General features: G+C 70.9%; 26 protein-coding genes. 7 read left to right on the top strand and 19 right to left on the bottom strand.

Translation table 11 applies throughout. The features are described 5' to 3' along the window. The first annotated feature begins 11 nt into the window (after nt 1–11). Nucleotides 12–755: an SGNH/GDSL hydrolase family protein gene (locus RWH44_RS10770; RefSeq protein WP_316004560.1), complete on the top strand. Its 744-nt coding sequence runs from the start codon at nt 12–14 to the stop codon at nt 753–755. Nucleotides 756–864: 109 nt separating this feature from the next. Here the strand turns inward: RWH44_RS10770 and ffh are convergent, their stop codons facing one another. Beyond that, on the bottom strand, nt 865–2,409 hold the full coding sequence (gene ffh, locus RWH44_RS10775) for a signal recognition particle protein (RefSeq protein WP_316004561.1): 1,545 nt from the start codon (nt 2,407–2,409) through the stop codon (nt 865–867). Between the two features lie 129 nt (nt 2,410–2,538). Further along, nucleotides 2,539–3,084, bottom strand: coding sequence for a TetR/AcrR family transcriptional regulator (locus RWH44_RS10780; RefSeq protein ID WP_298872299.1), 546 nt, complete (start codon nt 3,082–3,084; stop codon nt 2,539–2,541). A gap of 63 nt (nt 3,085–3,147) precedes the next feature. On the opposite strand from RWH44_RS10780, the gene lipB reads away from it, so the two are divergent. Continuing rightward, complete coding sequence (gene lipB / locus RWH44_RS10785) at nt 3,148–3,786, top strand: lipoyl(octanoyl) transferase LipB (RefSeq protein ID WP_316004562.1); 639 nt, start codon at nt 3,148–3,150, stop codon at nt 3,784–3,786. Next, nucleotides 3,783–4,817, top strand: a complete 1,035-nt coding sequence (lipA, locus tag RWH44_RS10790; protein ID WP_316004563.1) for a lipoyl synthase — start codon at nt 3,783–3,785, stop codon at nt 4,815–4,817. Before lipB ends, lipA begins: the two co-directional genes overlap by 4 nt. A 70-nt stretch (nt 4,818–4,887) precedes the next feature. Here lipA and RWH44_RS10795 read toward each other — a convergent pair whose 3' ends face one another. The 4 genes from RWH44_RS10795 to smc all read right to left on the bottom strand — a co-directional run bounded on the left by RWH44_RS10795 (nt 4,888) and on the right by smc (nt 10,316). Continuing rightward, complete coding sequence (locus RWH44_RS10795; RefSeq protein WP_316004564.1) at nt 4,888–5,316, bottom strand: MSMEG_6728 family protein; 429 nt, start codon at nt 5,314–5,316, stop codon at nt 4,888–4,890. Between the two features lie 3 nt (nt 5,317–5,319). Then, a complete protein-coding gene (locus tag RWH44_RS10800; RefSeq protein ID WP_298872284.1) occupies nt 5,320–5,820 on the bottom strand; it encodes a DUF2004 domain-containing protein in 501 nt (166 codons plus the stop codon). 73 nt (nt 5,821–5,893) lie between these two features. Beyond that, nucleotides 5,894–6,766, bottom strand: a complete 873-nt coding sequence (ftsY, locus tag RWH44_RS10805; RefSeq protein ID WP_298872283.1) for a signal recognition particle-docking protein FtsY — start codon at nt 6,764–6,766, stop codon at nt 5,894–5,896. 4 nt (nt 6,767–6,770) lie between these two features. Next, complete coding sequence (gene smc / locus RWH44_RS10810) at nt 6,771–10,316, bottom strand: chromosome segregation protein SMC (RefSeq protein WP_316004565.1); 3,546 nt, start codon at nt 10,314–10,316, stop codon at nt 6,771–6,773. A 433-nt stretch (nt 10,317–10,749) separates the two neighbouring features. Here smc and RWH44_RS10815 point away from each other — a divergent pair, with 433 nt between their 5' ends. Continuing rightward, the gene (locus RWH44_RS10815; protein ID WP_316004566.1) at nt 10,750–11,037 is read left to right on the top strand and encodes a hypothetical protein; all 288 of its coding nucleotides are present in this window, start codon (nt 10,750–10,752) and stop codon (nt 11,035–11,037) included. Nucleotides 11,038–11,104: 67 nt separating this feature from the next. After that, the gene (locus RWH44_RS10820; RefSeq protein WP_316004567.1) at nt 11,105–12,187 is read left to right on the top strand and encodes a GNAT family N-acetyltransferase; all 1,083 of its coding nucleotides are present in this window, start codon (nt 11,105–11,107) and stop codon (nt 12,185–12,187) included. Nucleotides 12,188–12,263: 76 nt separating this feature from the next. Here RWH44_RS10820 and mutM read toward each other — a convergent pair whose 3' ends face one another. The 6 genes from mutM to RWH44_RS10850 form a co-directional block, all read right to left on the bottom strand. Next, nucleotides 12,264–13,154 (bottom strand): bifunctional DNA-formamidopyrimidine glycosylase/DNA-(apurinic or apyrimidinic site) lyase, encoded by an 891-nt coding sequence (gene mutM, locus RWH44_RS10825; RefSeq protein WP_298872274.1) that lies wholly within the window; start codon nt 13,152–13,154, stop codon nt 12,264–12,266. Next, nucleotides 13,147–13,839, bottom strand: a complete 693-nt coding sequence (gene rnc, locus RWH44_RS10830; RefSeq protein ID WP_316004568.1) for a ribonuclease III — start codon at nt 13,837–13,839, stop codon at nt 13,147–13,149. Before rnc ends, mutM begins: the two co-directional genes overlap by 8 nt. Before the next feature lie 10 nt (nt 13,840–13,849). After that, nucleotides 13,850–14,059 (bottom strand): 50S ribosomal protein L32, encoded by a 210-nt coding sequence (gene rpmF, locus RWH44_RS10835; protein ID WP_013586329.1) that lies wholly within the window; start codon nt 14,057–14,059, stop codon nt 13,850–13,852. Nucleotides 14,060–14,061: 2 nt separating this feature from the next. After that, nucleotides 14,062–14,556 carry a YceD family protein gene (locus tag RWH44_RS10840; RefSeq protein WP_298873136.1) on the bottom strand — a complete coding sequence of 165 codons (495 nt, stop codon included), beginning with the start codon at nt 14,554–14,556 and terminating at the stop codon, nt 14,062–14,064. A gap of 187 nt (nt 14,557–14,743) precedes the next feature. Continuing rightward, nucleotides 14,744–15,241 carry a pantetheine-phosphate adenylyltransferase gene (gene coaD, locus RWH44_RS10845; protein ID WP_298872270.1) on the bottom strand — a complete coding sequence of 166 codons (498 nt, stop codon included), beginning with the start codon at nt 15,239–15,241 and terminating at the stop codon, nt 14,744–14,746. Between the two features lie 42 nt (nt 15,242–15,283). Next, on the bottom strand, nt 15,284–17,461 hold the full coding sequence (locus tag RWH44_RS10850; protein ID WP_316004569.1) for an ATP-dependent DNA helicase RecG: 2,178 nt from the start codon (nt 17,459–17,461) through the stop codon (nt 15,284–15,286). A 116-nt stretch (nt 17,462–17,577) separates the two neighbouring features. Here RWH44_RS10850 and rsmD point away from each other — a divergent pair, with 116 nt between their 5' ends. Continuing rightward, complete coding sequence (rsmD, locus tag RWH44_RS10855) at nt 17,578–18,141, top strand: 16S rRNA (guanine(966)-N(2))-methyltransferase RsmD (protein WP_316004570.1); 564 nt, start codon at nt 17,578–17,580, stop codon at nt 18,139–18,141. 151 nt (nt 18,142–18,292) lie between these two features. On the opposite strand, the gene thiL is transcribed toward rsmD, so the two are convergent. Further along, entirely contained in the window at nt 18,293–19,297 is a 1,005-nt protein-coding gene (gene thiL, locus RWH44_RS10860) for a thiamine-phosphate kinase (RefSeq protein ID WP_316004571.1), read from the bottom strand. Nucleotides 19,298–19,322: 25 nt separating this feature from the next. On the opposite strand from thiL, the gene RWH44_RS10865 reads away from it, so the two are divergent. Then, a complete protein-coding gene (locus RWH44_RS10865) occupies nt 19,323–19,832 on the top strand; it encodes a DUF3515 family protein (RefSeq protein WP_316004572.1) in 510 nt (169 codons plus the stop codon). A gap of 194 nt (nt 19,833–20,026) precedes the next feature. On the opposite strand, the gene RWH44_RS10870 is transcribed toward RWH44_RS10865, so the two are convergent. From RWH44_RS10870 to leuC, 6 genes are all read right to left on the bottom strand, one after another. Beyond that, on the bottom strand, nt 20,027–21,112 hold the full coding sequence (locus tag RWH44_RS10870) for a D-alanine--D-alanine ligase family protein (RefSeq protein WP_316004573.1): 1,086 nt from the start codon (nt 21,110–21,112) through the stop codon (nt 20,027–20,029). Further along, on the bottom strand, nt 21,012–22,154 hold the full coding sequence (locus RWH44_RS10875) for an NAD(P)H-dependent glycerol-3-phosphate dehydrogenase (protein WP_316004574.1): 1,143 nt from the start codon (nt 22,152–22,154) through the stop codon (nt 21,012–21,014). Before RWH44_RS10875 ends, RWH44_RS10870 begins: the two co-directional genes overlap by 101 nt. Continuing rightward, nucleotides 22,144–22,890: a lysophospholipid acyltransferase family protein gene (locus tag RWH44_RS10880; protein ID WP_316004575.1), complete on the bottom strand. Its 747-nt coding sequence runs from the start codon at nt 22,888–22,890 to the stop codon at nt 22,144–22,146. Before RWH44_RS10880 ends, RWH44_RS10875 begins: the two co-directional genes overlap by 11 nt. Before the next feature lie 4 nt (nt 22,891–22,894). Further along, nucleotides 22,895–24,268, bottom strand: coding sequence for a UDP-N-acetylglucosamine 1-carboxyvinyltransferase (gene murA, locus RWH44_RS10885; RefSeq protein ID WP_298872256.1), 1,374 nt, complete (start codon nt 24,266–24,268; stop codon nt 22,895–22,897). A 63-nt stretch (nt 24,269–24,331) separates the two neighbouring features. Next, a complete protein-coding gene (gene leuD / locus RWH44_RS10890) occupies nt 24,332–24,928 on the bottom strand; it encodes a 3-isopropylmalate dehydratase small subunit (protein WP_316004576.1) in 597 nt (198 codons plus the stop codon). A 1-nt stretch (nt 24,929) separates the two neighbouring features. Next, nucleotides 24,930–26,426, bottom strand: coding sequence for a 3-isopropylmalate dehydratase large subunit (gene leuC, locus RWH44_RS10895; protein ID WP_298872254.1), 1,497 nt, complete (start codon nt 26,424–26,426; stop codon nt 24,930–24,932). Nucleotides 26,427–26,633 lie beyond the last annotated feature (207 nt).

Raw genomic sequence — 26,633 nt, forward strand, 5'->3', positions numbered from 1 at the left:
AGGATCGCGTCATGGATTCCGCACGCCGCGCATGGGCGATCTCGCTGATGGCCCTGTGCGCCGGGGCGACGACACTGCTCGCCGGGTGCGCTGCAGAGTCGGTCGACGCGGCCCCGGTGCCCTCGTTCGCGGCCCCGCGGCTGCCCGCGCCGACGGCGACGGCATCCGCTGCGCCCGCTCCCGCGATCACGCCCGCACCGTTGCGCACCGTCGCCCTGGGCGACTCGCTCATGTCGGGCTTCGGCCTCGATCCCGACGAGGCGTGGCCGGTCATGCTGGCCGCGCGCGGCGAGGTGACGATGACCAACCTCGCGTGCGCCGGAATGGGCTTCGTCGTGCAGGGCGACTGCGGAACCACCTACGCGGGCTTCGTGCCGGCGGTCGCCGCGCTGCAGCCGCAGCTGCTGATCGTCGAGTCCTCGAGCAACGACTTCTGGGAGGACCCCGACGAGATCCGCGTCGACACCCAGGACACGGTGACCGAGCTGCACGACGCCGCCCCCGACGCGCACATCGTCGGACTCAGTACCATCTGGAACGACGAGGACGACGTCCCCGACGACACGGCCGTCACCTCCGAGGCGTTGCGCGACGCCGTCGACGCGGTGGGCGGGACCTACCTCGACCTCGGCCAGCCGCTCCGCGGCCACCCCGAGTGGATGCAGGAGGACGACGTCCACCCCACGCCCCGAGGGCAGCGGGCGATCGAGCAGACGGTGATGTCGGCGCTCCAGGACGCCGGCATCCTCCCCTGAGGGCGTTCACCCTCAAGGCGCGCGCTCCGCAGACGCTGACCCTGAAGGCGTGCGGCCCCTCAGGCGGTTGCCCCTGGGCGCTCGCCCTGAAGGCGCTCGTCGGGAGGGCTCAGCCCCGGCCGAGCATCTTCTGCAGCTCGGCGAGGTCGGCCTCGCTCGGGGCGTTCTGCCCACCGAGGCCGAAGCCCGAGCCGGTGGGCGCGGTGGAGGCCGCGATCCCGGCGTTCTCGGCGGCGCGCTTGGCCGGGTTCCCCGAGCGCGAGCCCTTCGCCTTCTGCTGCTTGCCGCGCTTCGACGACGCGCCGGGCTTGCCGCCGACCGGACCCATGCCGGGGATGTTGGGCACGCCGCCGCGCGCCACCGTCTTCATCATCTTCGCGGCCTGGTCGAAGCGCTGGACGAGCTGGTTGACGTCGGTGACGGTCATGCCCGAACCGCGGGCGATGCGAAGGCGACGCGAGCCGTTGAGGATCTTGGGGTTGCGGCGCTCCGCGAGCGTCATCGACCGGATGATCGCCTCGGTGCGGTCGATCTCGCGCTCGTCGAAGTCCTCGAGCTGTTGCTTCATGTTGCCCATGCCCGGGAGCATCCCGAGCATCTTCTTCATGGAGCCCATCTTCTTCATCTGCTGCATCTGCTCGAGGAAGTCCTCGAGCGTGAAGGTCTCGGTCGCGAGCTTCTCGGCGACCTTCATCGCCTCGGCCTCGTCGAAGGCCTGCTGCGCCTGCTCGATGAGGGTGAGGATGTCACCGAGGTCGAGGATGCGGGATGCCATGCGGTCGGGGTGGAAGGGCTCGACGTCGTCGAGGCCCTCACCGGTCGACGCGAAGATGATCGGGCGCCCGGTCACCGAGGCGACCGACAGGGCGGCACCACCGCGGGCGTCGCCGTCGAGCTTGGACAGCACGACGCCGGTGAAGTCGACGCCGTCCTGGAACGCCTTGGCCGTGTTGACGGCATCCTGACCGATCATCGCGTCGATGACGAAGAGCACCTCGTCGGGCTGCGTGGCCGTGCGGATGTCGGCGGCCTGCTTCATCAGCTCGGCGTCGACGCCGAGGCGACCGGCCGTGTCGATGATGACGATGTCGTGCTGCTGGCGCGTGGCGTAGGCGACGCCGTCGCGAGCGACCTTGACCGGGTCGCCGACACCGTTGCCCGGCTCGGGCGCGTAGATCGTGGCACCGGCGCGCTCGGCCACGACCTGGAGCTGGTTGACGGCGTTGGGGCGCTGGAGGTCGCACGCGACGAGGAGGGGCGTGTGCCCGTCTTTCTCGAGCATATTGGCGAGCTTGCCGGCGAAGGTCGTCTTGCCCGAGCCCTGCAGGCCCGCGAGCATGATGACGGTCGGCGGGTTCTTGGCGAACTGCAGACGACGCTGCTGACCGCCCAGGATGCCGATGAGCTCGTCGTTGACGATTTGCACGACCTGCTGTGCGGGGTTCAGCGCGCGGTTGACCTCGTCGCCGAGGGCGCGCTCGCGCACGGCGGCGGTGAACTCCTTGACCACGGGGAGCGCGACGTCGGCGTCGAGCAGGGCGCGGCGGATCTCGCGCACCGTCCCGTCGACGTCGGCGGGCGTGAGCTGGCCCTTCTTCCGGAGATTGCGGAAGGTCTCTGTGAGCCGGTCGGAGAGGGTGCCGAAAGTCGCCATGATGAGTCGAGTTTACGCGGGGACGGCCGACACCGCCGCCGCAACCGGCCGTCGCGCCATCTCGCGGATCAGCAGAGCCTCACCGCCGACGACGCGGCGGCGCGCGAAGGGCTGACGGATGCCGAGCCCTCACGCCGCGGCCAGGGCCTCCGACAGCGTCTCGGTGAGCGAGCGCCCGGCGGTGTGATCCGCCCAGGCCCAGACCGCGGCGAGCACGGCCGCCGACAAAGCGCCCGCGCGCACCTGCGCGATCAGCGGCGCGGCGCCGTCGCGGACCAGCCGAGCGGCCGTCTCGCGCTGCAGCCGGAACTGCCGGATCGCGCGGTCGCGGTCGAGTTCGACGGCGATCCCCATGGCATCCGCGTTCACGATGGCCAACGCGAGGGCGTCGGGGGCGAGCCCGTCGCCGATCGCGGCGAGCACCCGCGAGGGCGTGCCGCCGTCGCGGAGGTCGGCCACCGCCGCATCGACGCGCGCGTCGAATCCCGACCACAGCACGTCGCTCTTGGCGGAGAAGTAGTTGAAGAAGCTCGAGCGGCTCACGCCGGCGCGGCGGGTGATGTCGGAGACCGACGTGGCGTCGTAGCCCTGCTCGAGGAAGAGCTCGCACGCGGCCTCCGACAGCACCTCGCGCGAGGAGGCGCGCGGTCGGCCGCTGCGGGGCTCGGAGGTCATCGCTCCACCCTACGGCGCTGGCCGAGATGTATTGTTGGACCCAATCCAACATCGGAGGGGTCGATGATCGACATCCACGACGCCGGCCTCGCGCCGCACTACGTCCCGTACCTCGACGGCTGGGCCCACCAGCGTCGCATCCACGCGGACGTCGTGGCCGGCACGCGCGCCGACACCCTGCTCCTGCTCGAGCACGAGGCCGTGTACACCGCGGGCAAGCGCACCGAGGCGCACGAGCGCCCCGACGACGGCACCCCCGTGATCGACGTCGACCGCGGGGGCAAGATCACCTGGCACGGGCCGGGGCAGCTCGTCGGCTATCCGATCGTGCGCCTGCCCGAGCCGATCGACGTCGTCGCTCACGTCCGTCGCCTCGAGGCCCTGCTCATCGACGCGCTCTCCGAGCACGGTGTCGACGGCTTCCGCGTGGAGGGACGCAGTGGCGTCTGGGTCCGACGCCCCCTCGGCGTCGACAAGATCGCGGCGATCGGTGTCCGCGTCGAGAAAGGAGTGACGATGCACGGCTTCGCCCTCAACTGCGACAACACCCTCGCGGGGTTCCGGCACATCGTGCCGTGCGGCATCTCGGATGCCGGGGTCACCACCGTCAGCGAGGTGGTCGGGGCCGACGTCTCCCCCGCCGATCTTCTGCCCGCGATCCAGCGGGTCTTCTGCGCCGAGTACGCGGCGGTCGCCGCGTGAGCGCCTGCGGGACCGGCAGCACCGGGGCTCCGGCATCCACCGCGCCCAACGGCCGCAAGCTGCTGCGCCTCGAGGTGCGCAACGCCGAGACGCCGATCGAGCGCAAGCCCGAGTGGATCAAGACGAAGGCCCGGATGGGGCCCGAGTACACGGCGCTGCAGAACCTGGTGAAGACCGAGGAGCTGCACACCGTGTGCCAGGAGGCCGGGTGCCCGAACATCTTCGAGTGCTGGGAGGATCGCGAGGCCACCTTCCTCATCGGCGGCTCCCAGTGCACGCGCCGCTGCGACTTCTGCCAGATCGACACCGGCAAGCCCGCCGACTACGACCGCGACGAACCGCGGCGTGTGGCCGAGAGCGTCACGCGCATGCAGCTGCGCTATGCCACGGTGACCGGTGTCGCGCGCGACGACCTCCCCGACGAGGGCGCCTGGCTGCACGCCGAGACGGTGCGTCGCATCCACGCGGAGAACCCCGGCACGGGCGTGGAGATCCTGGCCACCGACTTCTCGGGCAACCCCGCGCACCTCGACGAGGTCTTCTCGTCGAGGCCCGAGGTGTTCGCACACAACGTCGAGACCGTGCCGCGCATCTTCAAGCGCATCCGCCCGGCTTTCCGTTACGAGCGCTCGCTCGGTGTGCTCAGCGCCGCCCGCGACGCGGGGCTCATCACGAAGTCGAACCTCATCCTCGGCATGGGCGAGGAGCCCGAGGAGGTCGTGCAGGCGCTGGAAGACCTGCATGCGGCGGGCACCGACATCATCACCATCACCCAGTACCTCCGCCCCACACCGCGCCACCTCCCCGTGCAGCGCTGGGTGAAGCCCGCGGAGTTCGTGGAGTTCAAGGAAGAGGCCGAGCGCATCGGCTTCCTCGGCGTGCTCGCCGGTCCCCTCGTGCGCTCGTCGTATCGCGCGGGCCGCCTGTGGGCGCAGTCCATGGTGTCGAAGGGCCGCGAGATCCCACCGCACCTGGCGCACCTCGCGAAGGACATCGCGGCGGCCGACGCCGGCTTCGCACAGGCGGTCTGACCCGACGGATGCCGCGGCCCGCCGCCGGGAGCCGGCAGTCGTGGCATCCGGGGGTCGGCGACGGGTGCCGTCAGACGGGCCAGACGTACGGCAGGTCGTCGGCGATCTCACCGAACCGCGGGACGTAGAACTCCGGGTCCTTGCGGATGAGATTGGAGCGGTGCGCGAGGTGGAAGTCCTCGTCGCCTATCCACGGCGGGAGCTCGAGATCGTCCTGGGCGAGACCGTCGACCTCGGGCGCGAACGCCCGGATCTTCTCGCGCACCGTGTCGGCGCGACCCTGCGCGATCCATTCGTCGGTCATCACGAGCCCGTACGACACGAGAGCTGGCAGATGCCCGTCCCACATCTTCGCCGCGGGGTGATGCCGCCACCCGTGATCGGGCACGGTGAGAGCGCGGAGGAGCTGGAACGTCTCGACGCGCTGCTTGCCGAGCCGCTTCGCGTCCAGAACGCGAGCGGAGTCGACGAACGACGGGTAGGGCAGGAAGGTCTGCACGGATCAGTCGGCGCTGGTGACCGACTGCACGCGCCCGTCGGAGGCGAGGTTGACCAACAGCACGTCGTCGGTCGCGTCGGGGTCGAGCGCGTACTCGAGGACGGCGAACGGGTCGGCGCCGCCGTGCTCGTCGGCGAGGATCGTCATGCTCATCAACTGCAGGGCCTTGATGACGTCGATGTGGGTGTCACCGGTCTGATCGACCAGGAGGTCGTCGAGCTCCTCGCCGAGAGTCGCTTGCTGCTGCAGGATGTACTCGGTCACCTCGCTCGTGCGCGAGTCGAGCTCGTTCACCATGGCGTTGCGGGCGGCGAGGTCGACGGCCTCGAGAGACGAGACGAGCGAGGCCGCGACGTCGAGGGCCTCGGTGGACACGTCGTCCTGATCGGGCGCGGTCAGGTCGACCGTCACGCTCTGGTCGCCGAACTCGACGTTCTCGCTCCAGAAGATCGACCCGTCGGGGCCCGACTCGAGGAGTCCGAAGAAGTCGTGCTCGATCGCCATGCGTCCCATGTAAGCATCACCCGCGGGCTTCGGGAAGAAGACCCGCCCGGAGCCGCCCGTGCGGTATGGGGGCTCAGTCGACCAACGATGCGGCGAAGACGTGCGGGGTGAAACCGGTGAGGTCGCCGATGCCCTCGCCCTGGCCGAGCAGCTTGACCGGGATGCCGGTGCGCTCCTGCACCGCGAGGACGAACCCGCCCTTGGCGGAGCCGTCGAGCTTGGTGAGCACGAGTCCGGTCACCCCGGCGCTGTCGAGGAACGCCTGCGCCTGCAAAAGCCCGTTCTGCCCCGTCGTGGCGTCGAGCACGAGCAGCACCTCGCTGATCGGCGCCTGCTTCTCGACGACGCGCTTGATCTTGCCGAGCTCGTCCATGAGCCCGCCCTTGGTGTGCAGACGCCCGGCGGTGTCGATCAGCACGATCTCGGTGGCGGTCTCCTTCGCGTGGGCGACGGTCTGGAAGGCGACGGATGCCGGGTCCTGGCCCTCGTGCTGGGGACGCACGATCGTGGCTCCCCCGCGCTCGGCCCACGTCGCGAGCTGATCGACCGCGGCAGCGCGGAACGTGTCGGCGGCGCCCACCACCACGGTGCGGCCGTAGCGCTGGAGGAACTTGGCGAACTTGCCGATCGTCGTGGTCTTGCCGACGCCGTTGACCCCGACCACCAGCACGACCGCGGGACGCTCGGTGAGGCGCAGGGTCGTGTCGAACTTCGCGAAATGCTCCTCGAGCGTCTCGCGCAGCATGCGCTGCAGGTCGCGCGGGTCGGTGGTGCGGTACCGCTCGACCTTTTCGCGCAGTTCGTCGATGAGGCGTTCGGTGACGTCGGGGCCGAAGTCCGCCGTCAGCAGCGCCGTCTCGAGATCATCCCAGGTCGTCTCGTCGATGGTGGGTTTGACGAACAACCCGCGCAGCGCGCGGCCCAGCGACCAGGAGTTCTCAGCCATTGCTTCAGCTTACGGGGGCGGCCTCGTCGCGGGCGGCGGCCGGGACGCTCTGCCGCGAGGCAGCACGATCGCCCATCCGCTGCCCCACCACCGCCGAGACGCCGTCCTGCCGCATCGACACGCCGTAGAGCGCGTCGGCGATCTCCATGGTGCGCTTTTGGTGGGTGATGACGATGAGCTGACTGCTGGCGCGTAGCTTCTCGAACACGCCGAGGAGGCGGCCGAGGTTGGCGTCGTCGAGAGCCGCCTCGACCTCGTCGAGGATGTAGAACGGACTCGGTCGTGCGGTGAAGATCGACGTCAGGAACGCTACGGCCGCGAGCGAGCGCTCCCCGCCCGAGAGCAGGGACAGGCGCTCGATCTTCTTGCCGACGGGACGCACGGCCACCTCGATGCCCGTCGTGAGCGGGGAGTCGGGGTCGGTCAGCGAGATGCTGCCGGAACCGCCCGGGAAGAGGATCGGGAAGATGTCGGTGAACGCGGCCCGGGTGTCCTCGAAGGCCGCGACGAAGATCGTCTGCATCCGTTCGTCGAGGTCGGCGATGATCGTCTGCAGGTCGGCTCGGGTCTGCTGCAGGTCGGCGAGCTGCTCGGTGAGGAACGCGTGCCGCTGCTCGAGGGCGGCGAACTCCTCGAGCGCGAGCGGATTGACCCGGCCGAGCTGACCGAGCTTGCGCTCGGCATCCTGGAGGCGGCGCTTCTGGGTCGCACGGTCGAAGGCGGTCGGCTCCCCCTCGTCATCGGCGGGAATCGGTTGATCGGGCCCGTATTCCGCAACGAGGACGTCTTCCTCGAGGGCCAGCTCCGACCTCACGCGTTCGAGGAGGCTCGTGACGTGGAGCTTCTTCTCGTGCATCTGCAACTCGAGCCCGTGCACGTTCTCGGTCAGGCGCGCGAGGCGATCGCGGACGCCCGACTCGTCTGCGCGAGCGCGCGTGAGCTCATCGGTGATCGCGGCACGCGCGGTCTCGGCCGCGGCGAGCTCGACACGCGCCTGGCTGACCGAACGGTCCACCGAGTCCAGCAGGGCGGGCAGCGCGCTGGCGACCTCGGCCGCGATCTCGCGCTGAGCACGACGAATCACGGCGCGGCGAGCGGCTTCGGCGGCGGCGGCGCGCTCGCGTTCGCGCTGCTGCTCGAGCTGCACGATGCGCGCCTCACCAGCACGCACCCGTTCCTTCAGCGTCTCGATGTCGAGCCGCGCGCGCATCTCCCGCTCCCGCGCCGTCTCGACCTCGGCGGCCAGGGGCGCCCTCGCCGACGCGTCGAGCAGCGGGCGGGGCACCTCGAGCGCACGGGACAGGGCGTCGTCGGCGCGTCGCGCCGCCCCCTCGGCCTCGGTCACGGCGGTCTCCGTCTGGGCGAGACCGGCCGCGAGGCGGTCGCACTCCGCCACCGCGGCCTCGTGACGGACGGTGACGCGGTTGACCTTCTCGGCGTGGGCCGCGAGAGCGGCGTCGTGCGCGCGCAGCGTCGAAAGCGTCTCCTTGGTGCGCTGCCGAGCGTCCGCGAGCACCCGTTGCTCATCGGCGAGAGCCTCCCGCAACGAGTCGGCGACCACCACGATCTCGTCGAGCCGCTCGGCCGCGGCGTCGCGCTCCGCGGCGAGCTCGAGGCGCGAGCGTCCCGTACCCGACCCGGCCCGCAGCGTGTAGGCCGTGAGCACCTCGCCGTCACGGGTGACGACCGTCACATCGTGCGGGATCCGCTCGCGCAGCGCTTCGGCCGCGGTCAGGTCGTCGACGATCACCGTGCGACTCAGGATGCCGAGCACCCCGTCGGACGCGGTCACCACCTCCGTCGCGGGGGTCGCACCCAGGTCGGGGGGCGAGACGGTCGTGGTACCGGTGCCGCCGGCGATGGCGATCTCAACCAGACCGAGGTCGGACGCGGACGCCTCGCGCGCCGCGACGAAGGCGGACCCGGCGTCGTCGACCAGGAGACCCTCCGCCAGCGAACCGAGCGCCGCGGCGATGGCCGCCTCATAGCCGGCGGTGACCTTGACGTCGTCGCCGACCAGTCCGCGGACACCGGGACCACCGCCGGAGAGGAGATCGGCCGCGGCGTTGCGCACGTCGAGGGCGCGGCCGAGGGCGGTCGTCTGGGCCGCCAGCGCATCGCGCTCGCGCTCGGCGGCGTGAAGGCGCTCTCTCAACCCCGCAACGGTGGTCTCCACCTCGTTGGCGTCGCGCTGCGCGCGCTCGTAGGCGGCCGCGTGCTCCGCCGTCGACGCCTCGGGAACCACGTCGGGATCCAGCTCGGCACGCGCCTGTTCGGCCTCCGCTCGGCGCGCGAGCGCGGCATCCAGAGCCCGCTGCTGGCGTTCCAGACCGCCGCGCACGGCCGCGAGGGCCGAGTTCGCGGCATCCGCCGTTCCCCGCAGGGCCTGGATCTTCAGCTCGTGCTCCGACACGAGCGCGCTCTGGGCGGCGATGTCGACGTCGAGGGCATCGAGATCGGCGCGGGCACGGACGACCGCGCGCGCTGCGTCGGCCGCGGCATCCTGGGCGTCGCCGAGACCGGATGCGATGTCGTCGATCTCGGAGCGGACGTCGTCGATCGTGCGCTGCGACACCGTCGGCGCGAAGCCTGCGCCGTCGCTGTCGTCGTCGCTCAGCAGGGTGAGACGCTGCCCGGCGAGGGTGTAGAGACCACGCAGACGCTCCTGCACCTGCTGGAGGGCGAAGGCGACGCCGCGCGCGCGATCGACGGCTTCGGACCGCTGGTCGTTCTCGAGACGCTCCACGCGTCGACGCAATCCGTCGGCCTGCTCCTGGAGCCCCAGCCGCTCGGTGTGGCGCTCGCTCTCCGCCCGCGCCGCGTCGGCCAGCTGCGTGCGGAGGCGGACGAGGTCGTCGGCGTACAGGCGCGCCTTCGCGTCGCGCACGACGGCCGCGATCGTGGCCGCCTCCCGCGCGATCTCGGCCTGCTTGCCGAGGGGCTTGAGCTGACGGCGGAGCTCGCCCGCGAGATCGCTCAGTCGCGTGAGGTTCGTCTCCATCGCCTCGAGCTTGCGGACGGTCTTCTCTTTGCGACGACGGTGCTTCAGGATGCCGGCGGCCTCCTCGATGAAGCCGCGTCGATCCTCGGCGGTCGCCTGCAGGACGGTGTCGAGGCGTCCCTGACCGATGATGACGTGCATCTCGCGTCCGAGACCGGAGTCGCTGAGCAGTTCCTGCACGTCGAGCAGTCGGCAGGTCTGCCCGTTGATGGCGTACTCGCTCGCGCCGTTGCGGAACAGCGTGCGACTGATCGTCACCTCGCTGTAGTCGATGGGCAGGGCGCCGTCGCCATTGTCGATCGTCAACTGCACCTCGGCGCGACCCAGCGGGCCCCGCGTCGAGGTGCCGGCGAAGATGACGTCCTCCATCTTGCCGCCACGCAGCGTCTTCGCCCCCTGCTCCCCCATGACCCAGGCGAGCGCGTCGACGACGTTCGACTTGCCGGAGCCGTTCGGGCCGACGATGCACGTGACCCCCGGCTCGAGAGCGAAGGTGGTCGACTGGGCGAAGGACTTGAACCCTTTGAGCGTGACGCTCTTCAGATGCACGTCACCCTCCCTCGCTCGACTCAGCGCTCCCACGGTATCCGAACGCCCCCGGGATTCCGCGGCGGCGAGCCGACACCGACCCACGGACGCGCCCGGGAGGCGTTCGTTTCTGAGGAAGAGCTTGACATCCGCTGAGTGCCTTCGCTAGCGTCGGGGGTCGCAACCGACGTCGAGAGGAGGTTCCTTCCATGATTCGCAACACCACCGGCTTCACCGCCCCCGGCTTCATCGCCGTCCCCGTGCTCTCCGCATCCGTTTCCGAAGGGGCTTCCGCCGTCGGAATGCCTTCCCGACTCGGATAACCCCGTCGCGTCGAGACGTCCTGCGTCTCCGCTTCCGCGAGCCTCTTCGCTCGCCCGGACCCTCGCGGTCCGTCCGTCGACGCGCCCGTCGCGTCATCCGCTCGTCTTCTTCCCTTCCACGGAGCATCCGCATGAACGCCCTGTTCACGCGCGCGCCGCAGCACGCCTCGGCCGCGCCCACCGTCATCGCCACCCCGTCGACCGTCACGTTCGACACCACCGCCTATCGCCCGCTCGGTCTGCTCGACCGGCTGTCGCTGCGTCTCGGCCTCTGGCTCCTGACGCGGCACGCCGATCGAGCGCGGGCGCTCGACCACCAGGCCGTCGCGGCGTACCGCGCGCAGAAGGCCCAGGCCGAGCGCGAGAAGCGCGAACGCGCCTGGCAGAGCGCCGCGGCCTTCAGCCGCCCGCCGTTGTAATCGGTGGGGCCGACAGACGATGTCGTCGGCCCCACCGCTATCCCCTCTTCGACACGAAAGTCATCGTATGAGCACTCTCCCGGCCGGCCTCGAGCTGCGCCCCCTGCACATCCCGTCCTCCATCGACGCTCCCGACGCCGCGGACTTCCGCGACATGGTGCGCCTGCGCAACCTCGTCTACGCCGAGATCTCCGGTCACGACGACTCCTCCATGCCCGCCGACGAACTCCTGCCGCTGTATCAACCGCAGCCCGAGATGAAGCGGTACGCGTGGATCGCCGTCTTCCGGGGCGAGGTCGTGGGTCGCGTGGGCCTCGACCTTCCCCAGGAAGACGGCGCCCGCACCGCGTTCTGGCTGATCGAGCTGCGACGGTCGTCGTGGGGCCACGGCATCGGCCGTGCCGCCTTCGCGGAGATCGAATGCGTCGCCCGCGACGAAGGGCGCACGGTCCTGCAGTCCTGGGCCGAGCACCCTGCCGCCGAGGGACCGCAGCTGGCGGCGCCCACCGGCTTCGGCGCCGTTCCCGAGGATCACGCGGCGCGGTTCCTCCGGGCCTCCGGCTGCACGCTCGAACAGATCGTGCGGGTGAGCGCGCTCCCCCTCGCCGGCGCCCGCCCTCACCTCGAGGCGCTGCTCGCCGAAGCCGAGGCCGCGGCATCCGGCTATCGGGTCGTGCAGTGGACGCTGCCGACCCCCGAGGAGTTCGTCGACGCCTTCGCGTGGATGAAATCGCGCATGGTCACCGACGCGCCCTCGGCCGACCTCGAGTTCGACGAGGAGGTGTGGGATGCCGGGCGCGTCCGCCGTTACGAAGCGGGGTACCTCGACGCCGGCCGCCACATGCTCGTCACCGCGGCCCAGCACGTCGACAGCGGCGAGCTGGCCGCCTTCAACGAACTCGTGATCGGCAAGGACCGCACGGCGGCGACCAGCCAGGAGGACACCCTGGTCGTCTCGACGCATCGCGGCCACCGTCTGGGCATGCTCGTGAAGTGCGCGGGCCTGCTCGCGTGGTACGACGTCGCCCCGGACTCCCCGCGCGTCCTGACCTACAACGCCGAGGAGAACCGCCCGATGCTCTCGATCAACGAGCGGATCGGCTTCCGTCCCCTCTCGTACGAGGGCGTCTGGAAGAAGGTCCTCGCCTGACCGCGCGAGTCGCCGGGAATCGTCGCCGCGAACCGGCCGGAAGCGACGATCCCCGGCGACTCACACACAGGTCGGGTCAGCGCCGACGCTGGCAGTGCGGGCAGAAGTGGCTCGAGCGGTTCATGAACGACACGCGCACGATCGGCCGACCGCACCGCGGGCACGGCTGACCGGTCCGGCCGTAGGCGTTGAGCGAGTGCGCGAAGTACCCCGCCTGACCGTTGACGTTGACGTACTGCGCGTCGAAGCTCGTGCCGCCCTCGGCCAGGGCCTTCTCGAGCACCGCCTGCACCTCGGCGAGCAGGCGGTTCACGGCACGAGTGGGAAGGGCGGATGCCGGAGTCTCGGGGTGGATGCGAGCGGCCCACAGCGACTCGTCGGCGTAGATGTTGCCGATCCCGCTGGCCGCGGTCTGATCCAGCAGCACGCGCTTGATCCCCGACGACGTGCGCCCCAACCGCGCGCGGAAGCGGGCGCCGTCGAAAGCCGGATCAAGCGGATCGCGTCCGATGTGCGCGACCTGGGTCGGCACCCGCGGGAGGGCGGAGCCCCGACCGCCGGCGGCCCCGTCGGGCGTGTCGACCAGAGCGTCGATCGCGAGCGAACCGAAGGTACGCTGGTCGGCGAAGACCACCGACAGCGGCCCGTGCTCCGGGTGCTCGAGCTCGATGCGGATGCGCTCGTGGCGTTCCTCGGGCGCTCCCGGGAGGCGCAGGAGCATCTGCCCGCTCATTCCGAGGTGCGTCACGATCGTCTCGTCGTCGGACACCGGCATCCACAGGAACTTGCCCCGCCGCACAGCCGCCGAGATGCGCCGACCGGTGAGCTCCGCCTCGAAATGGGCCGCTCCCCCGGTGTGCCGCGTGAGGGCGCGTTCGTCGCGCACGTCGACCGACGCGATCAACGCGCCGCGCACGGCGGGCTCGAGGCCCGCCCGAACGACCTCGACCTCGGGAAGCTCAGGCACGCGCGTCGAGCTCGCGCCAGGCGGCGAGGGCTGCCGCCATCTCGGCCTGCTTCTTGCTCGAGCCCTGGCCCGTCGTCACGACGTCTCCCACGGTCACGGTCGCGGTGAAGCGGCGGTCGTGGTCGGGGCCTGCGGCCTCGATGCCGTAAACGGGAGCTGAGAAGCCGAGACGCGCCGCGATCTCCTGCAGGCTCGTCTTCGGATCCATCGCGGCACCGTAGCGCTCGGGATCGGCGAGCAACGGCTCGACCAGGCGCAGCACCATCGCCGTCGCGGCATCGGGACCGGCCGAGAGGAAGGTCGCGCCGATGATCGCCTCCATGGTGTCGGCGAGGATCGAGTCCTTGTCGCGCCCGCCGGTGAGGATCTCACCGCGGCCGAGACGCACGTGGTCGCCGAGCGAGATGCTGCGGGCCACCTCGGCCAGCGCGACCGTGGAGACGACGCTCGCGCGACGCTTGGCGAGGCTGCCCTCGTCGAGGTCGGGGTGCCCGGTGAACAGACGCACGGTCACGGCCTGGCCCAGCACCGAGTCGCCGAGGAATTCCAGGCGCTCGTTGTGGGCGATGCCGCCGTTCTCGTAGGCGAACGACCGATGCGTCAGAGCAAGAGAAAGAAGCTCGGGGTCGATGTCGACCCCGAGCTTCTCGGTGAGCGCATCGCGCTCGACGTTGTTACGCGCCACGAAGTGCCGATCAGACGTCGGCGACCTTGCGGCCCTTGTACTCGAGGAAGAGCTCGGTGCCCTGCGAGTCGGTGACGACCTTCGCCTGGTGAGGGCGGCTGTAGACGACCTTGCCGTTCTCGATGGTCTTGACCAGGGCGGGGGCTTCAGCCTTCCACTGGGCGCGACGCGAACGGGTGTTGGAGCGGGAGACCTTCCGCTTCGGGGGGTTACCTGCCATGTCTAGCTCTTCTCTGTCTTGGGGGCGGCGCGGAGCGCATCGCCGTGGTCTGGGGTGTACTGCTGGAGCGCAGCCCATCGGGGATCGACAGGCGACTGCTCCGATTCGCCGGGGCTTTCCGTCAGCCTCTCGCCCGTGTTCGGGTCGAGCCCGGGGCAATCCGGCTGACACACCGGCTGGAACGGAAGCGACAGGACAATGGCATCCCGGACCAGATTTTCAAGATCCACGTGGTCGTCTTGAACGTCGAAGTCGCTCGCTTCTCCCCCAGGATACGCGAAAAGTTCTTGGAACTCGACTTCGACAGGCTCGGTCATGTCGATGAGGCAGCGTCCGCACACGCCCGTGGCGGTGGTGTCGACCGTGCCCGACACGAGGATGCCCTCGTGCACGGACTCCAGGCGCACCTCGAGTTCGAGCACCTCGGCCTCGGGGACGGAGAGGAGACCCTCGCCCCACTTCTCGGGGGTGGGGATGTCGAGGGAGTGCTCGCGCATCTCTCCCGGCTTGCGTTCGATGTCGCGCACGGGGAGCTGGAAGGGTCCGGGACGGTGAGTTCTCACGGTCGACAATGCTACCCGCGCGCCCCTGGGCGCGGGCCGGGTGCGGTGCGGCGAGCCCCGGCCCCCACGACCTCGGGAGGACGAGCATCCACCGGGGAGGCGATGCCGGGCTCCCGCGACGTCAGAGGTCGCGCGCACCCGTGTCGAGGAACCGCGCCACGGCCGCCGGCACATAGGGCGATACGTCGCCCCCGAGCCCCGCGACCTGCCGCACGAGCGAACTCGACACGAGGGCATGCGACGGGTCGGGCAGCAGGAACACGGTCTCGACGTGCGCGAGGTCGCGATTGACGATCGCCATGGGGGTCTCGTACGCCACGTCGACCTGCGAGCGGATGCCCTTGACGAGCACCTTCGCGCCCACGTCGGTGGCGTAGTCGACGAGCAGGCCCATGCTCCAGGCCGCCACGATCACGTCACCCTCGATGCCCGCCTCGCGGATGGACTGCTCGAGCAGACTCTGACGCTGCGCGATGGGCAGCATGGCCTCTTTGCCGGGGTTGTGCACCACCAGGACGTGGAGCTGGTCGAACAGACCGGCCGCACGGCGGATCACGTCGAGATGGCCGAGGGTGGGCGGGTCGAACGAGCCGGGGACGACGGCGATCCGGGGGTCCATTCCGCCAGCCTAGCGAGAGCACTCCTGCCCAGGGCCGACGACTCAGGACTTCGCCAGCGCGGCGCGCTCCTCGACACCGACGCGCCGCTCGAGAGCGGCGGCGAGACCCGGATGCCGGGTGAGCGCGGGGTCGTCGGCGAGGACGCGCTCGCCCTCTGCACGGGCCTCGGTGATGAGCGCGGCATCGGTGACCACGCGCAGCAGTCGCAGCGAGGACCTCGCCCCCGACTGCGCCCCGCCGAGCACGTCTCCCTCACCGCGCAGCTCGAGATCGACCTCGGCGAGGGCGAACCCGTCGAGGGTCGCGGCGACGGCCTCGACCCGCGACCGGGCCGAGGTGCCGGGGGCCGCCTCGGTCACGAGCAGGCAGAGCCCCGGAAGACCACCGCGCCCCACGCGACCGCGCAGCTGGTGCAGCTGCGAGACACCGAAGCGATCGGCCTCGAGGATCACCATCGTCGAGGCGTTGGGCACGTCGACCCCGACCTCGATCACCGTGGTGGCGACGAGCACGTCGATGTCGCCGCGCGAGAAGGCCTGCATGACGGCATCCTTCTCGTCGGAGGCCATCTTGCCGTGCAGGATCTGCACGCGGATGTCGCCGAACGACGGCAGCTGCGCGAGCAGCGCGTCGACCTGCACGACGCCCCATCGCGTGCGATTGCCCTCGCCCGACGCAGCCGCCGGCGCGTCGGCCGGCTCGTCGCTCTTGCCATCGGCGGCGACCTGCTCCGCGTCGATCGCGGGGCACACGACGAACGCCTGTCGCCCGAGCGCCACCTCTTCGGCCACGCGATCCCACACCCGCGCGAACCAGCCCGGCTTCTCGGCGAGAGGGGCGACGAACGATTGGATGCCGGCACGCCCGGCCGGCATGGTGCGGATCGTCGAGACGTCGAGGTCGCCGAACACCGTCATCGCGACGGTGCGCGGGATGGGAGTGGCCGTAAGCACGAGGGTGTGGGGGGAATCGCCCTTCGAGCGCAGCGCTTCGCGCTGGTCGACGCCGAAACGGTGCTGCTCGTCGACCACCACGAAGCCGAGATCGGCGAAGGTCGTGCTCGCGCTCAACAGCGCGTGCGTGCCGACGACGATGCGCGCCTGACCGGATGCCACCCGCAGCGCCGCCTTGCGACGCTCGGCCGCCGGCATCTGGCCGGTGAGCAGGGTGGGCATGAGCTCGGGCGCGAGTTCGGGCCCCAGCATGCGCGCGATCGAGCGCAGGTGCTGACCCGCGAGCACCTCGGTGGGCGCGATGAGCGCGGACTGGCCGCCGGACTCGGCGACCTGGAGCATCGCGCGCAGGGCGACGAGGGTCTTGCCCGACCCGACCTCGCCCTGTACGAGCCGGTTCATCGGCCAGCCGCCGACGAGGTCGGCCGCCAGCTGGGCACCGACGCTGCGCTGATCGGGCGTCAGCTCGAACGGGAGGATCGCGTCGAAGCGCTCGAGGAGGCCTCCCGGTGACGCGGGGCGACGGGCGGCGGAGAGCGCCCGCACGAACTGACGCTGCTGCAGCAGCGCGGTCTGCAGCACGAAGGCCTCCTGCATGCGCAGCGTCTCGACCGCGGGCGGGATGTCGTCGTCGCTCTCGGGACGGTGGATGCGCTCGAGCGCGGCGCGCGCGTCGAGGAGGCCGCGGCGGGACCGCAGATCGTCGGGCAGGGGATCGTCGATCTCGCCCAGACCGTCGAGTACGAGCGCGATGGTCTTCTGTACGAGCGTGCTCGGTACGGAACTGGTGGCCGGGTAGATCGGGATGGGCCGCTTGGCGGTGACCTCCGCCTCGGCGCGCGCTTCGGCGATGTCGTCGAAGAGCTCGTAGTCGGGGTTCGTCAGCTGCGTCTGCCGCCGGTACTCGCCCACCTTGCCCGAGAAGATGCCGCGCCGGCCGGGAGTGAGGTCTTTCAAGCGCCACGGCTGGTTGAAGAACGTCAGCGACATGCGCCCGTCGCCGTCGCTGATCGTGACCTCCAGCAACGACCCGCGGCGATTCTGCATGCGCCGCTCGTTCGCGCTGACCACCTCGGCCACGATCGTCACCGGCTCGCCCAGGGGGAGCGTCGCGATGGGCGTGAGCTCGCCGCGACGCGCGTAACGACGGGGGTAGTGCTCGAGGAGCTCGCCGACCGTCTTGACCCCGAACGCCTTGTCGAAAGCGGTCGCCGTCTTGCCGCCGACGGCCCCGTCGAGACGGGAGGCGAGCGAGAATCCGGGCATGCTCCGAGTCTAGGCAGCCCCTCCGACACCACCGGCCCGGGCGCGACGGCAGCCGTCCCCGGGATGGTTGCTCGCGGAGACCGATCCGCGGCATCGGGAAACCCTAGGCTGGAACGGTGACGCGCATCATCTCGGGCCGCGCGGGCGGCACGGTCCTCGACGTCCCCCCGAAGGGCACGCGCCCCACCAGCGACCGCGTGCGCGAGTCCCTGTTCGGCGCTCTCGAGTCCGCGGGTGTCCTCGACGATGCCCGCGTGGCCGACCTGTACGCCGGATCCGGCGCACTCGGCCTCGAGAGCCTGAGTCGCGGAGCGGCCTCCGCCGACCTCGTCGAGCTCTCCGCCCCCGCCGCGACGCTGATCCGCAAGAACGCCGACCGCCTGCGAACGGCGGGAGTCGCCGCACCCGCGCGCGTGCACCGGGCCAACGTCTCGACCTACCTCGCGGCATCCGCCCAGGTCTGGGACCTGGTGTTCATCGATCCGCCCTACGACGTCTCGGAGGCGGAGATCACGAGCGTGCTCGTCGCGCTCGCTCCCCGGCTCAGCGCCGACGCGACCGTCATCGTCGAGCGCGCCAAGCGCTCGCCCGCTCCCGACTGGGCCGCAGCCGGCCTCGAAGCCGATCGCGACCGGGCCTACGGCGACACCACGATGTGGTGGGGACGCCCCACGGGCTGAGTCCGCCACCCGGACTCGGTGCCGAGACCGGGGTTCCCTGCAGCACCGCACCGCGCAGCCGCCCCGGGCAAGGCCCTGCCGCCCGAGCGGTCCACCGGACGACGACGGGCAACCAGCCGGACGCGGAGCGCGCGGTGGGCCCGCCGCGGCCTCAGCCGCGTCCGGCGTCCCAGTCCCGGTAGGGATCCCAGCCGCCGAGCCCGTCCCATGCGCGCCCGTCGACCCGCACCGCCTCCGCGCCCCGGGCGACGACCGTGCCGATGCGACGGCCGTGGGGCTCGGCATCCGGGGGGAAGGTGACGAGGAACCCGTGATCCTCTCCCCCGTCCAGAGCGCGCGCCGGCTCGTCGCCGAGCGTGGCGGAGTCGATCTCGATCGTGACGTCGGAGGCGTCGGCCAGGCGGGTGGCGTCGAGCACGAGGCCGTCGGAGACGTCCATCATGGCCGTCGCGCCGGATGCCGCCGCCGCCAGCGCCGCGGCCAGCGGCGGGCGCGGGGCGAGCTGGCGCGACACCGCCCGCGCGTCGGCGGGATCAAGGGCCTCGCGGGCCTCCGAGGTCAGCGCGATGGGGGCGCCGTGGACGTCGGTGAAGCGCCGGAACAACACCTCGAGACCCCGCGCCGCCTCGCCCAGCTCGCCGATGACATAGACGCCGTCGCCCGCACGGGCGCCCGAGCGGCGCACCGGGTCGCGTCCATCGAGGCTGCCGAGAGCGGTCACGGCGATCGTGAGGGTGTCCGAGACGGTGAGGTCGCCGCCCTCGACGGCGCACCCGGGGGCAAGCTCGGCGCACGCGGCCGCGAGACCGTCGGCGAGCCCCCGCACGAACGACGCCGGCGTCGCGTCGGGCATGGCCAGCGCCACGAGCAGGGCCACGGGGCGGGCTCCCATCGCTGCCACGTCGGCGAGGTTGACCGCCGCGGCCTTGAAACCCAGGTCGAAGGGCGACGACCACGCGAGACGGAAGTCGGGTCCGTGCACGAGCGTGTCGGTCGTGGCGACCACGCGCCCGTCGGGGACCGCGAGCACGGCGGCGTCGTCGCCCGGGCCCACGGGCGCGGTCGAGGGCGGGAGGCGATCGAGGATGCCGCGGAGAACCTGCCCCTCGGACAGCTCCCCCACAGTGCTCTCGCGGGTGGTCTCGGCGTCGGTCACGCTCCCACGCTATTAGCCTGGAGGGGTGCCCCGCTCTTCCCGTACCCTCGCGCTGCTGACCGCCCTCGCCCTGCTCCCGGGGCTCGCGGCGTGCAGCACGACGGTGGCGATGGAGCCCGCGAGAGACGCGAACGACCCGGCCTGCGCCGACATCGTCGCGCGCCTGCCGCAGACCATCTCGGGGCAGGAGCGCCGGTGGACCGACGCCCAGGCGACCGGGGCGTGGGGCGATCCGGCCGCGATCCTCATGACCTGCGGGCTCGAGACCCCCGGCCCCTCGACGCTGCCGTGCCGCTCGTTCGACGGCGTGGATTGGCTCGTCGACGAGTCGCAGGCCGCCGACAACCGGTACACGCTCACGACGTTCGGCCGCACCCCCGCGCTCCAGGTGTACCTCGACTACGAGGCGGCGAGCAGCGGCGACGTCGCGCAGGCGCTCGGACCGCTCATCCGCAGCTACCTCCAGCCCACCGGCTCGGTGTGCACCTCGGCGTCCGACGCGACGGCGACCCCCAGCCCCACCCCGACGCCGTAGTCACCCACGCGTCCCCGGGGCTCGAATCGGTGACGAGCCGCGGGCACAACGGCAGGAAATTCACCCGACACGCCGCCGGCCGGCATCCGCCCCTCGGCGTGTCGGCGATCGACCCACCGATATGCACACCTTCGCGCGCGACGCCGGATCCGGCGGCGGAGGACGCCCGGTCAGAGCCCCGCCCGCCGCGGACGTCAGGCCTTCTCGAGTGCGGCCTCGAGCAGATCGGTGATGAGATCCGGGTACGACAGGCCCGAGGCGATCCAGCAGGTGGGGAACATCGAGATCGGGGTGAAGCCCGGCATCGTGTTCACCTCGTTCACGTAGAACTCCGACCCGGTGTAGAAGAAGTCCACGCGCGCCAGGCCCTGTCCGCCGAGCGCCTCGAACGCGTGAGCGGCGATCCGCTGCATCTCGGCCAGCTCTCCGTCGCGCAGATCCGCGGGGCACACCAGGTCGACACCGGGGGCGTCGAGGTACTTCGCCTCGAAGTCGTAGAACTCCCGACCGGTGACGACGATCTCCCCCGCCACCGAGACCCGTACCGGCCCGCCGTCGCGTCCGGGCAGCACGCCGCACTCGAGCTCGCGGCCCACGATGGCCTGCTCCACCAGCACGAGGCCGTCTTCCGCGAAGGCGGTGTCGAGGGCGGCATCCAGGTCTTCCCACCGCGAGACCTTGGTCACCCCGACGCTGGATCCCGCCTCGTTGGGCTTGACGAACACGGGCAGGTCGAGGGCGCGGATGCGCCGCTCCCAGAGCCCGCGATCGCGTGCGAGGTCGGCGCGGGTGACGGCGACCCACGGCACGACGGGCACGTTCGCCGCGCGCAGGACCTGCTTGGTGACGTGCTTGTTCATGCCGATCGCCGACATGAGCACGCCGCCGCCGGCGTAGGGGATGCCGAGCAGCTCGAGCAGCCCCTGCACCGTGCCGTCCTCGCCGAAGCGCCCGTGGAGGATCGGCAGCACGACATCGACCTCGCCCAGGGAGCGTTCGCCGTCGGCATCCGTCACCGTCCACTCGCGCGACAGCGTCGAGTCGGGCAGCCGCACGCGGGTGCCGTTGTCGACGACCTGCGGCAGCGCCTCGGGGCGCAGGGCGAACTTGTCGGGGTCGTCGTCTTCGAGCACGAAGGCGCCGTCGCGGGTGATTCCGACCGGGATCACCCGGAAGCGGTCACGGTCGATCGCCCGCAGCACCCCGCCCGCCGTGGCGGAACTGATCGAATGCTCGCTGGAGCGCCCGCCGAAGAGCACCACCACCACCGGATTGGTCATTCTGCGTCCTCTCGCCCTGCGGCTGGTCGTCGTCTGTGGTCAGATGCGGGGCGATGTCGCGGGGATCCATGGTGCCGTCGAGCACCATCTTCACCTGCTGCACGATGGGCATGTCGACACCGACCTGCTTCGCGAGCTGGAGCACCGGGGCGACGGATGCCAGACCCTCGGCGGTCTGCTGCATCTGGGTCACGACCTCTTTGTAGCCGTAGCCCTGGCCCAGGAGGCGCCCGGCGGTGTTGTTGCGGCTCAGCGGCGACTGACACGTCGCGATGAGGTCGCCGAGGCCGGCGAGACCCTGCAGGGTCTCGGGCTGCGCGCCCTGCGCCACCGCGAAGTCGGTCATCTCGACGAGACCGCGCGTGATGATCGACGCCTTCGTGTTCTCGCCGTAGCCGACGCCGTCGACGATCCCGATGGCGACGGCGATGAGGTTCTTCAGAACCCCGCCGAACTCGGTGCCGATCACGTCGGTGTTGACGAACGAGCGGAAGTACCGGTTGCGCGCGCGTCGGGCCACGGCCTCGGCGGTCTCGGGACTCAGCGAGCTGATGACCGCGGCCGTGGGCTGCTCGCGCGCGATCTCGAGCGCCAGGTTGGGGCCGGAGGCCACGGCGATGCGGGCCGGATCGCACCCCAGCACCTGCTCGATCACCTGGCTCATGCGCAGGCCCGTCGACTTCTCGACGCCCTTCATGAGCGAGACGAGCGGCACGTCGGTGGCCTCGACGAGCGGACGGATGGCGGCGAGGTTCTCGCGCAGCGACTGCGAGGGCACCGACAGGTAGATCTGCTCGGCACCGCTCAACGCCTCCGCCAGATCGGTGGTGGCCGTCATCGTCCGCGGCAGGTTGATGCCCGACAGGTACCGGCTGTTGCGCTTGGACTCGGTGATCTCGGCCGCGAGTTCCGGCCGACGAGCCCACATGACGACCGAGGCCCCGCCGTCGGCGAGGATCTTGCCGAACGTCGTGCCCCAGCTTCCGGCGCCGACGACGGCGACCTTGGGCCCCGCGGCCTGCGGGAGGTTCTTACGCGTCAAGGCGGCCCGTCTCGTTCTGTCCGTGCTGCGACGGATTCCACCGCTCGGCCGGCGCCGGGATGCCGCGGATGCCGGACAGCATCTCCGTGATGCGGTTCATGAGCGCGTCGGTGGCCCGGGTCAGCGTCGCCGGCTGCGTGGGCGCGTCGGCGTAGGCCGACATGTCCATCGCGGGTCCGAATTCGACGATGACGCGCGAGCGACGCGGGAAGCGCAGCTTGCCGTAGCGCGGGAGGATCTGCTGCACGCCCCACTGCGCCATCGGGATGAGCGGCAGGTCGCCCGCGAGGGCCAGCCGCACCGCGCCCGTCTTGCCGCGCATGGGCCACAGCTCGGGGTCGCGCGTGAGCGTGCCCTCGGCGTAGACGATGACACCGCGTCCGTCGCGGGCGATCTGCTCGGCCGCCTTCATCGATTGGTTGGCGCTCGTCGACGCGCGCGGCACCGGCACCATCCCGGTCGCCTTGAGGGCCGCGCCGAGGACGGGGACGCGGAAGAGGCTCTCCTTCGCCAGGAAGCGCGGGGCCCGGCCGACCCGCCACACAGCGACGGCGACGACGAGGGGGTCGAACTCGGAATTGTGGTTGGGGGCGAGCACGTACGCCCCCTCCCGCGGGAGGTTCTCCGCGCCGCGGATCTCGATGCGCGCGAACAGCCCGGTGAGGGGTACGACGATCGCCGCGAGCGGCCAGAAGGCGCTCGGACGGCTCTTCTCGGGCGAGGACGAGGACGCCATCGCGTCAGCCCACGACGTCGAAGTCGGCGTGCAGTGCCGTGAGCTTCTCGAGGAACTTCTCGTAGCCGCGCCGGATGATGCCGATGTTGCGCACCGTCGACTCGCCCTCGGCCGCCAGTGCCGCGATGACGTAGCTGTAGCCGCCGCGCAGGTCGGGAACCTCGACGTCGGCCGCGTGCAGCGGCGTGGGGCCGTTGATGACGGCCGCCTGCTCGAGGTCGCGACGCGGGACGCGACGGTCGGGGCTGTCGATGCCCTTGGGGTGCACGACGATGTCGGCGCCCATCTTGTTCAGCGCCGCGGTGAAGCCGAGTCGGTTCTCGTACACCGTCTCGTGCACGGTCGACGTGCCGGCGGCCTGCGTCAGGGCGACGATGAGCGGCTGCTGCCAGTCGGTCATGAAGCCGGGGTGCACGTCGGTCTCGACCATGACGGGCTTGAGTTCGTCGCCGCGACGGAAGAGGATGCCGTCCTCGCGCACGTCGAACCAGCCGCCGGCCTTGCGGAAGACGTTCAGGAACGTCAGCATGTCCTGCTGGCGCGCGCCCTTGGCGAAGATCTCACCGTCGGTCGCGAGGGCCGCACAGGCCCAGGACGCAGCCTCGTTGCGGTCGAAGATGGCGCGGTGGTCGTAGCCGACGAGCTTGTCGACGCCCTCGATGAAGATGACGCGGTTGGGCTCGTACGAGATGATCGCGCCCATCTTCTGCAGGACGGCGATGAGGTCCATGATCTCGGGCTCGATCGCGGCGTTGCGCAGCTCCGTGACGCCCTTCGCGCGGACGGCGGTGAGCAGCACCTGCTCGGTGGCGCCGACGCTCGGGTACGGGAGGGTGATGTTCGCACCGTGGAGTCCGTTGGGCGCCGTGATCCGGATGCCCTCGTAGCTCTTGTCGACGACGGCGCCGAACGCGCGCAGCGCGTCCATGTGGAAGTTGATCGGCCGGTCGCCGATGCGGCATCCACCGAGGTCGGGGATGAGCGCCTCGCCGAGCAGGTGCAGCAGCGGCCCGCAGAAGAGGATCGGAATGCGCGAAGCCCCCGCGTGCGCGTCGATCTCCTCGAAGTGCGCGGCGACGGCGCCCGAGGGGTCGAGGTGCAGCGTGCCCTCTTCGTCTCCCTCGGTGACCGTGACGCCGTGCACCTCGAGGAGCGACCGCACGACCTTGACGTCGCTGATCATCGGCACGTCGCGCAGGGTGCTGGCCGTCTCGCCGAGCAGGGCCGCCACCATCGCCTTGGTGACGAGGTTCTTCGCCCCCTTGACCTCCACCGTGCCGCGCAGCGGTCGCCCGCCGCGGATGGTCAGGGTTTCGGCCGACTCCCAATCCGGCTGCCCGATGGGGTGTTCTCCGGTGTCGGAAACGAGTGTGCTCATAGGGGGGTGGACCTCACTTCGTGGACGAGGGGCGACAGATCGACCCGATCGGGTCGATCGGGGTCAGCGGACCGGGAGGGTCCGCGGCCGCCATGCCTCGCGGCGCGCCTCGAACTGCGTGATCTTGTCTTCGTCACGCAGCGTGAGCCCGATGTCGTCGAGCCCTTCGAGAAGCCGCCACCTAGTGTAATCGTCGATCTCGAACGAGACCGTGAGCTCGCCCACCGTCGCGGTCTTCGCCTGCAGGTCCACGGTCATCTCGACGCCGGGGTTCTGCTCGAGGACGGCCCAGATCCGCTCGACCTCGTCCTCGGTGATCACGCCCGTCACCAGACCCTGCTTGCCCGAGTTCCCGCGGAAGATGTCGGCGAACTTCGGGCTCAGCACGACCTGGAAGCCGTAGTCGCGCAGCGCCCACACGGCGTGCTCGCGGCTGGATCCGGTGCCGAAGTCGGGGCCGGCGACGAGCACGGATGCCGAGCGGTAGGCGTCCTGATTGAGGATGAACTCCGGGTCCTGGCGCCAGTTGGCGAACAGAGCGTCGTCGAAGCCGGTCTTGGTGACGCGCTTGAGGAACACGGCCGGGATGATCTGGTCGGTGTCGACGGCCGAGCGCTTCAGCGGGGCGGCGACACCGGTGTGCGTGGTGAACTTCTCCATGTCAGGCCTCCGCCCCGGTCGAAACGGTCTCCGCGGGCGCAGCGGCCTCGGGCAGGGGGCCGAGGTCGGCCGGGCTCGACAGCGTCCCGCGCACGGCGGTGGCCGCCGCCACGAGCGGCGACACGAGGTGCGTACGCCCGCCCTTGCCCTGTCGGCCCTCGAAGTTGCGGTTCGAGGTCGATGCGCAGCGCTCCCCCGGAGCCAGCTGGTCGGGGTTCATGCCGAGGCACATCGAGCAGCCCGCGAAGCGCCACTCGGCACCGAACGCGGTGAACACCTTGTCGAGGCCCTCGGCCTCGGCCTCCAGTCGAACGCGGGCCGAGCCCGGAACGACCATGACGCGGACGTTCTCGGCCTTCGTTCGACCCTGGATGACGGAGGCGAAAGCCCGGAGGTCTTCGATGCGGCTGTTCGTGCACGAGCCCATGAACACGGCATCCACCGGGATGTCCTTCATCGGGGTGCCGGCCTCGAGGGCCATGTACTCGAGAGCCCGCTCGGCGGCGGCGCGCTCGTTCGGATCGGCGATGTCGGCCGGGGTCGGCACGACGTCCGACAACGACACGCCCTGACCGGGGTTCGTGCCCCAGGTGACGAAGGGCTCGAGGTCGGCTGCGTCGAGGAAGACCTCGGCGTCGTAGACGGCGCCCTCGTCGCTGGGAAGGGTGCGCCAGTAGGCCACCGCGTCGTCCCAGTCCTGGCCCTGCGGGGCGTGCGGCTTGTCTTTGACGTAGGCGAACGTCGTCTCGTCGGGGGCGATCATGCCCGCGCGGGCACCGGCCTCGATCGACATGTTGCACATCGTCATCCGCCCCTCCATCGAGAGGGAGCGGATCGCGGAGCCACGGAACTCGAGCACGTAGCCCTGGCCGCCGTTGGCGCCGATCTTGGCGATGATCGCGAGGATGATGTCCTTCGCCGTCACGCCGGGCTTCAGCTCGCCCTCGACGGTGATCGCCATGGTCTTGAACGGCTTCAGCGGCAGCGTCTGCGTGGCGAGCACGTGCTCGACCTCGCTCGTGCCGATGCCGAAGGCCATGGCCCCGAAGGCGCCGTGGGTCGAGGTGTGGCTGTCGCCGCACACCACCGTGATGCCCGGCATCGTCAGGCCCAGCTGCGGGCCGACGACGTGGACGATCCCCTGCTCCTTATCGCCGAGCGAGTGGATGCGCACGCCGAACTCGTCGGCATTGCGACGCAGCGTGTCGATCTGCGTGCGACTGGTGAGATCGGCGATCGGCTTGTCGATGTCGAGCGTCGGGGTGTTGTGGTCCTCGGTGGCGATCGTGAGATCGAGCCGGCGGACCGGGCGCCCCTCGGCCCGCAGGCCGTCGAACGCCTGGGGGCTGGTGACCTCGTGCACGAGGTGCAGGTCGATGTAGATGAGATCGGGCTGGCCGTTCTCGCCCTTGACCACCAGGTGGTCGTCCCAGACCTTCTCGGCCAGGGTGCGGGGGCGATCAGGGATCTGGATGCCGTCGATCGATGTGCTGCTCATTCTGCGTTTCTCCTCGGAAGGGGTGTGAGGCCCGCGACGAACTCCGCGACGAGAAAGGCCTAGAACAAGGTCTCGTCGCGGCCGCTAAGGAGGAGGCGAGCGATCCGCACCCGGTCACGATACCACCGGCCGAGACGGGGGTTCCCGCGTAACACGACGCCGCACGTTTCGTCGTTCCCCGATCGCGCATGCGAACCTGGCCCGATC

The organism is Microbacterium phycohabitans (assembly GCF_032464935.1).
GTDB lineage: Bacteria > Actinomycetota > Actinomycetes > Actinomycetales > Microbacteriaceae > Microbacterium > Microbacterium phycohabitans.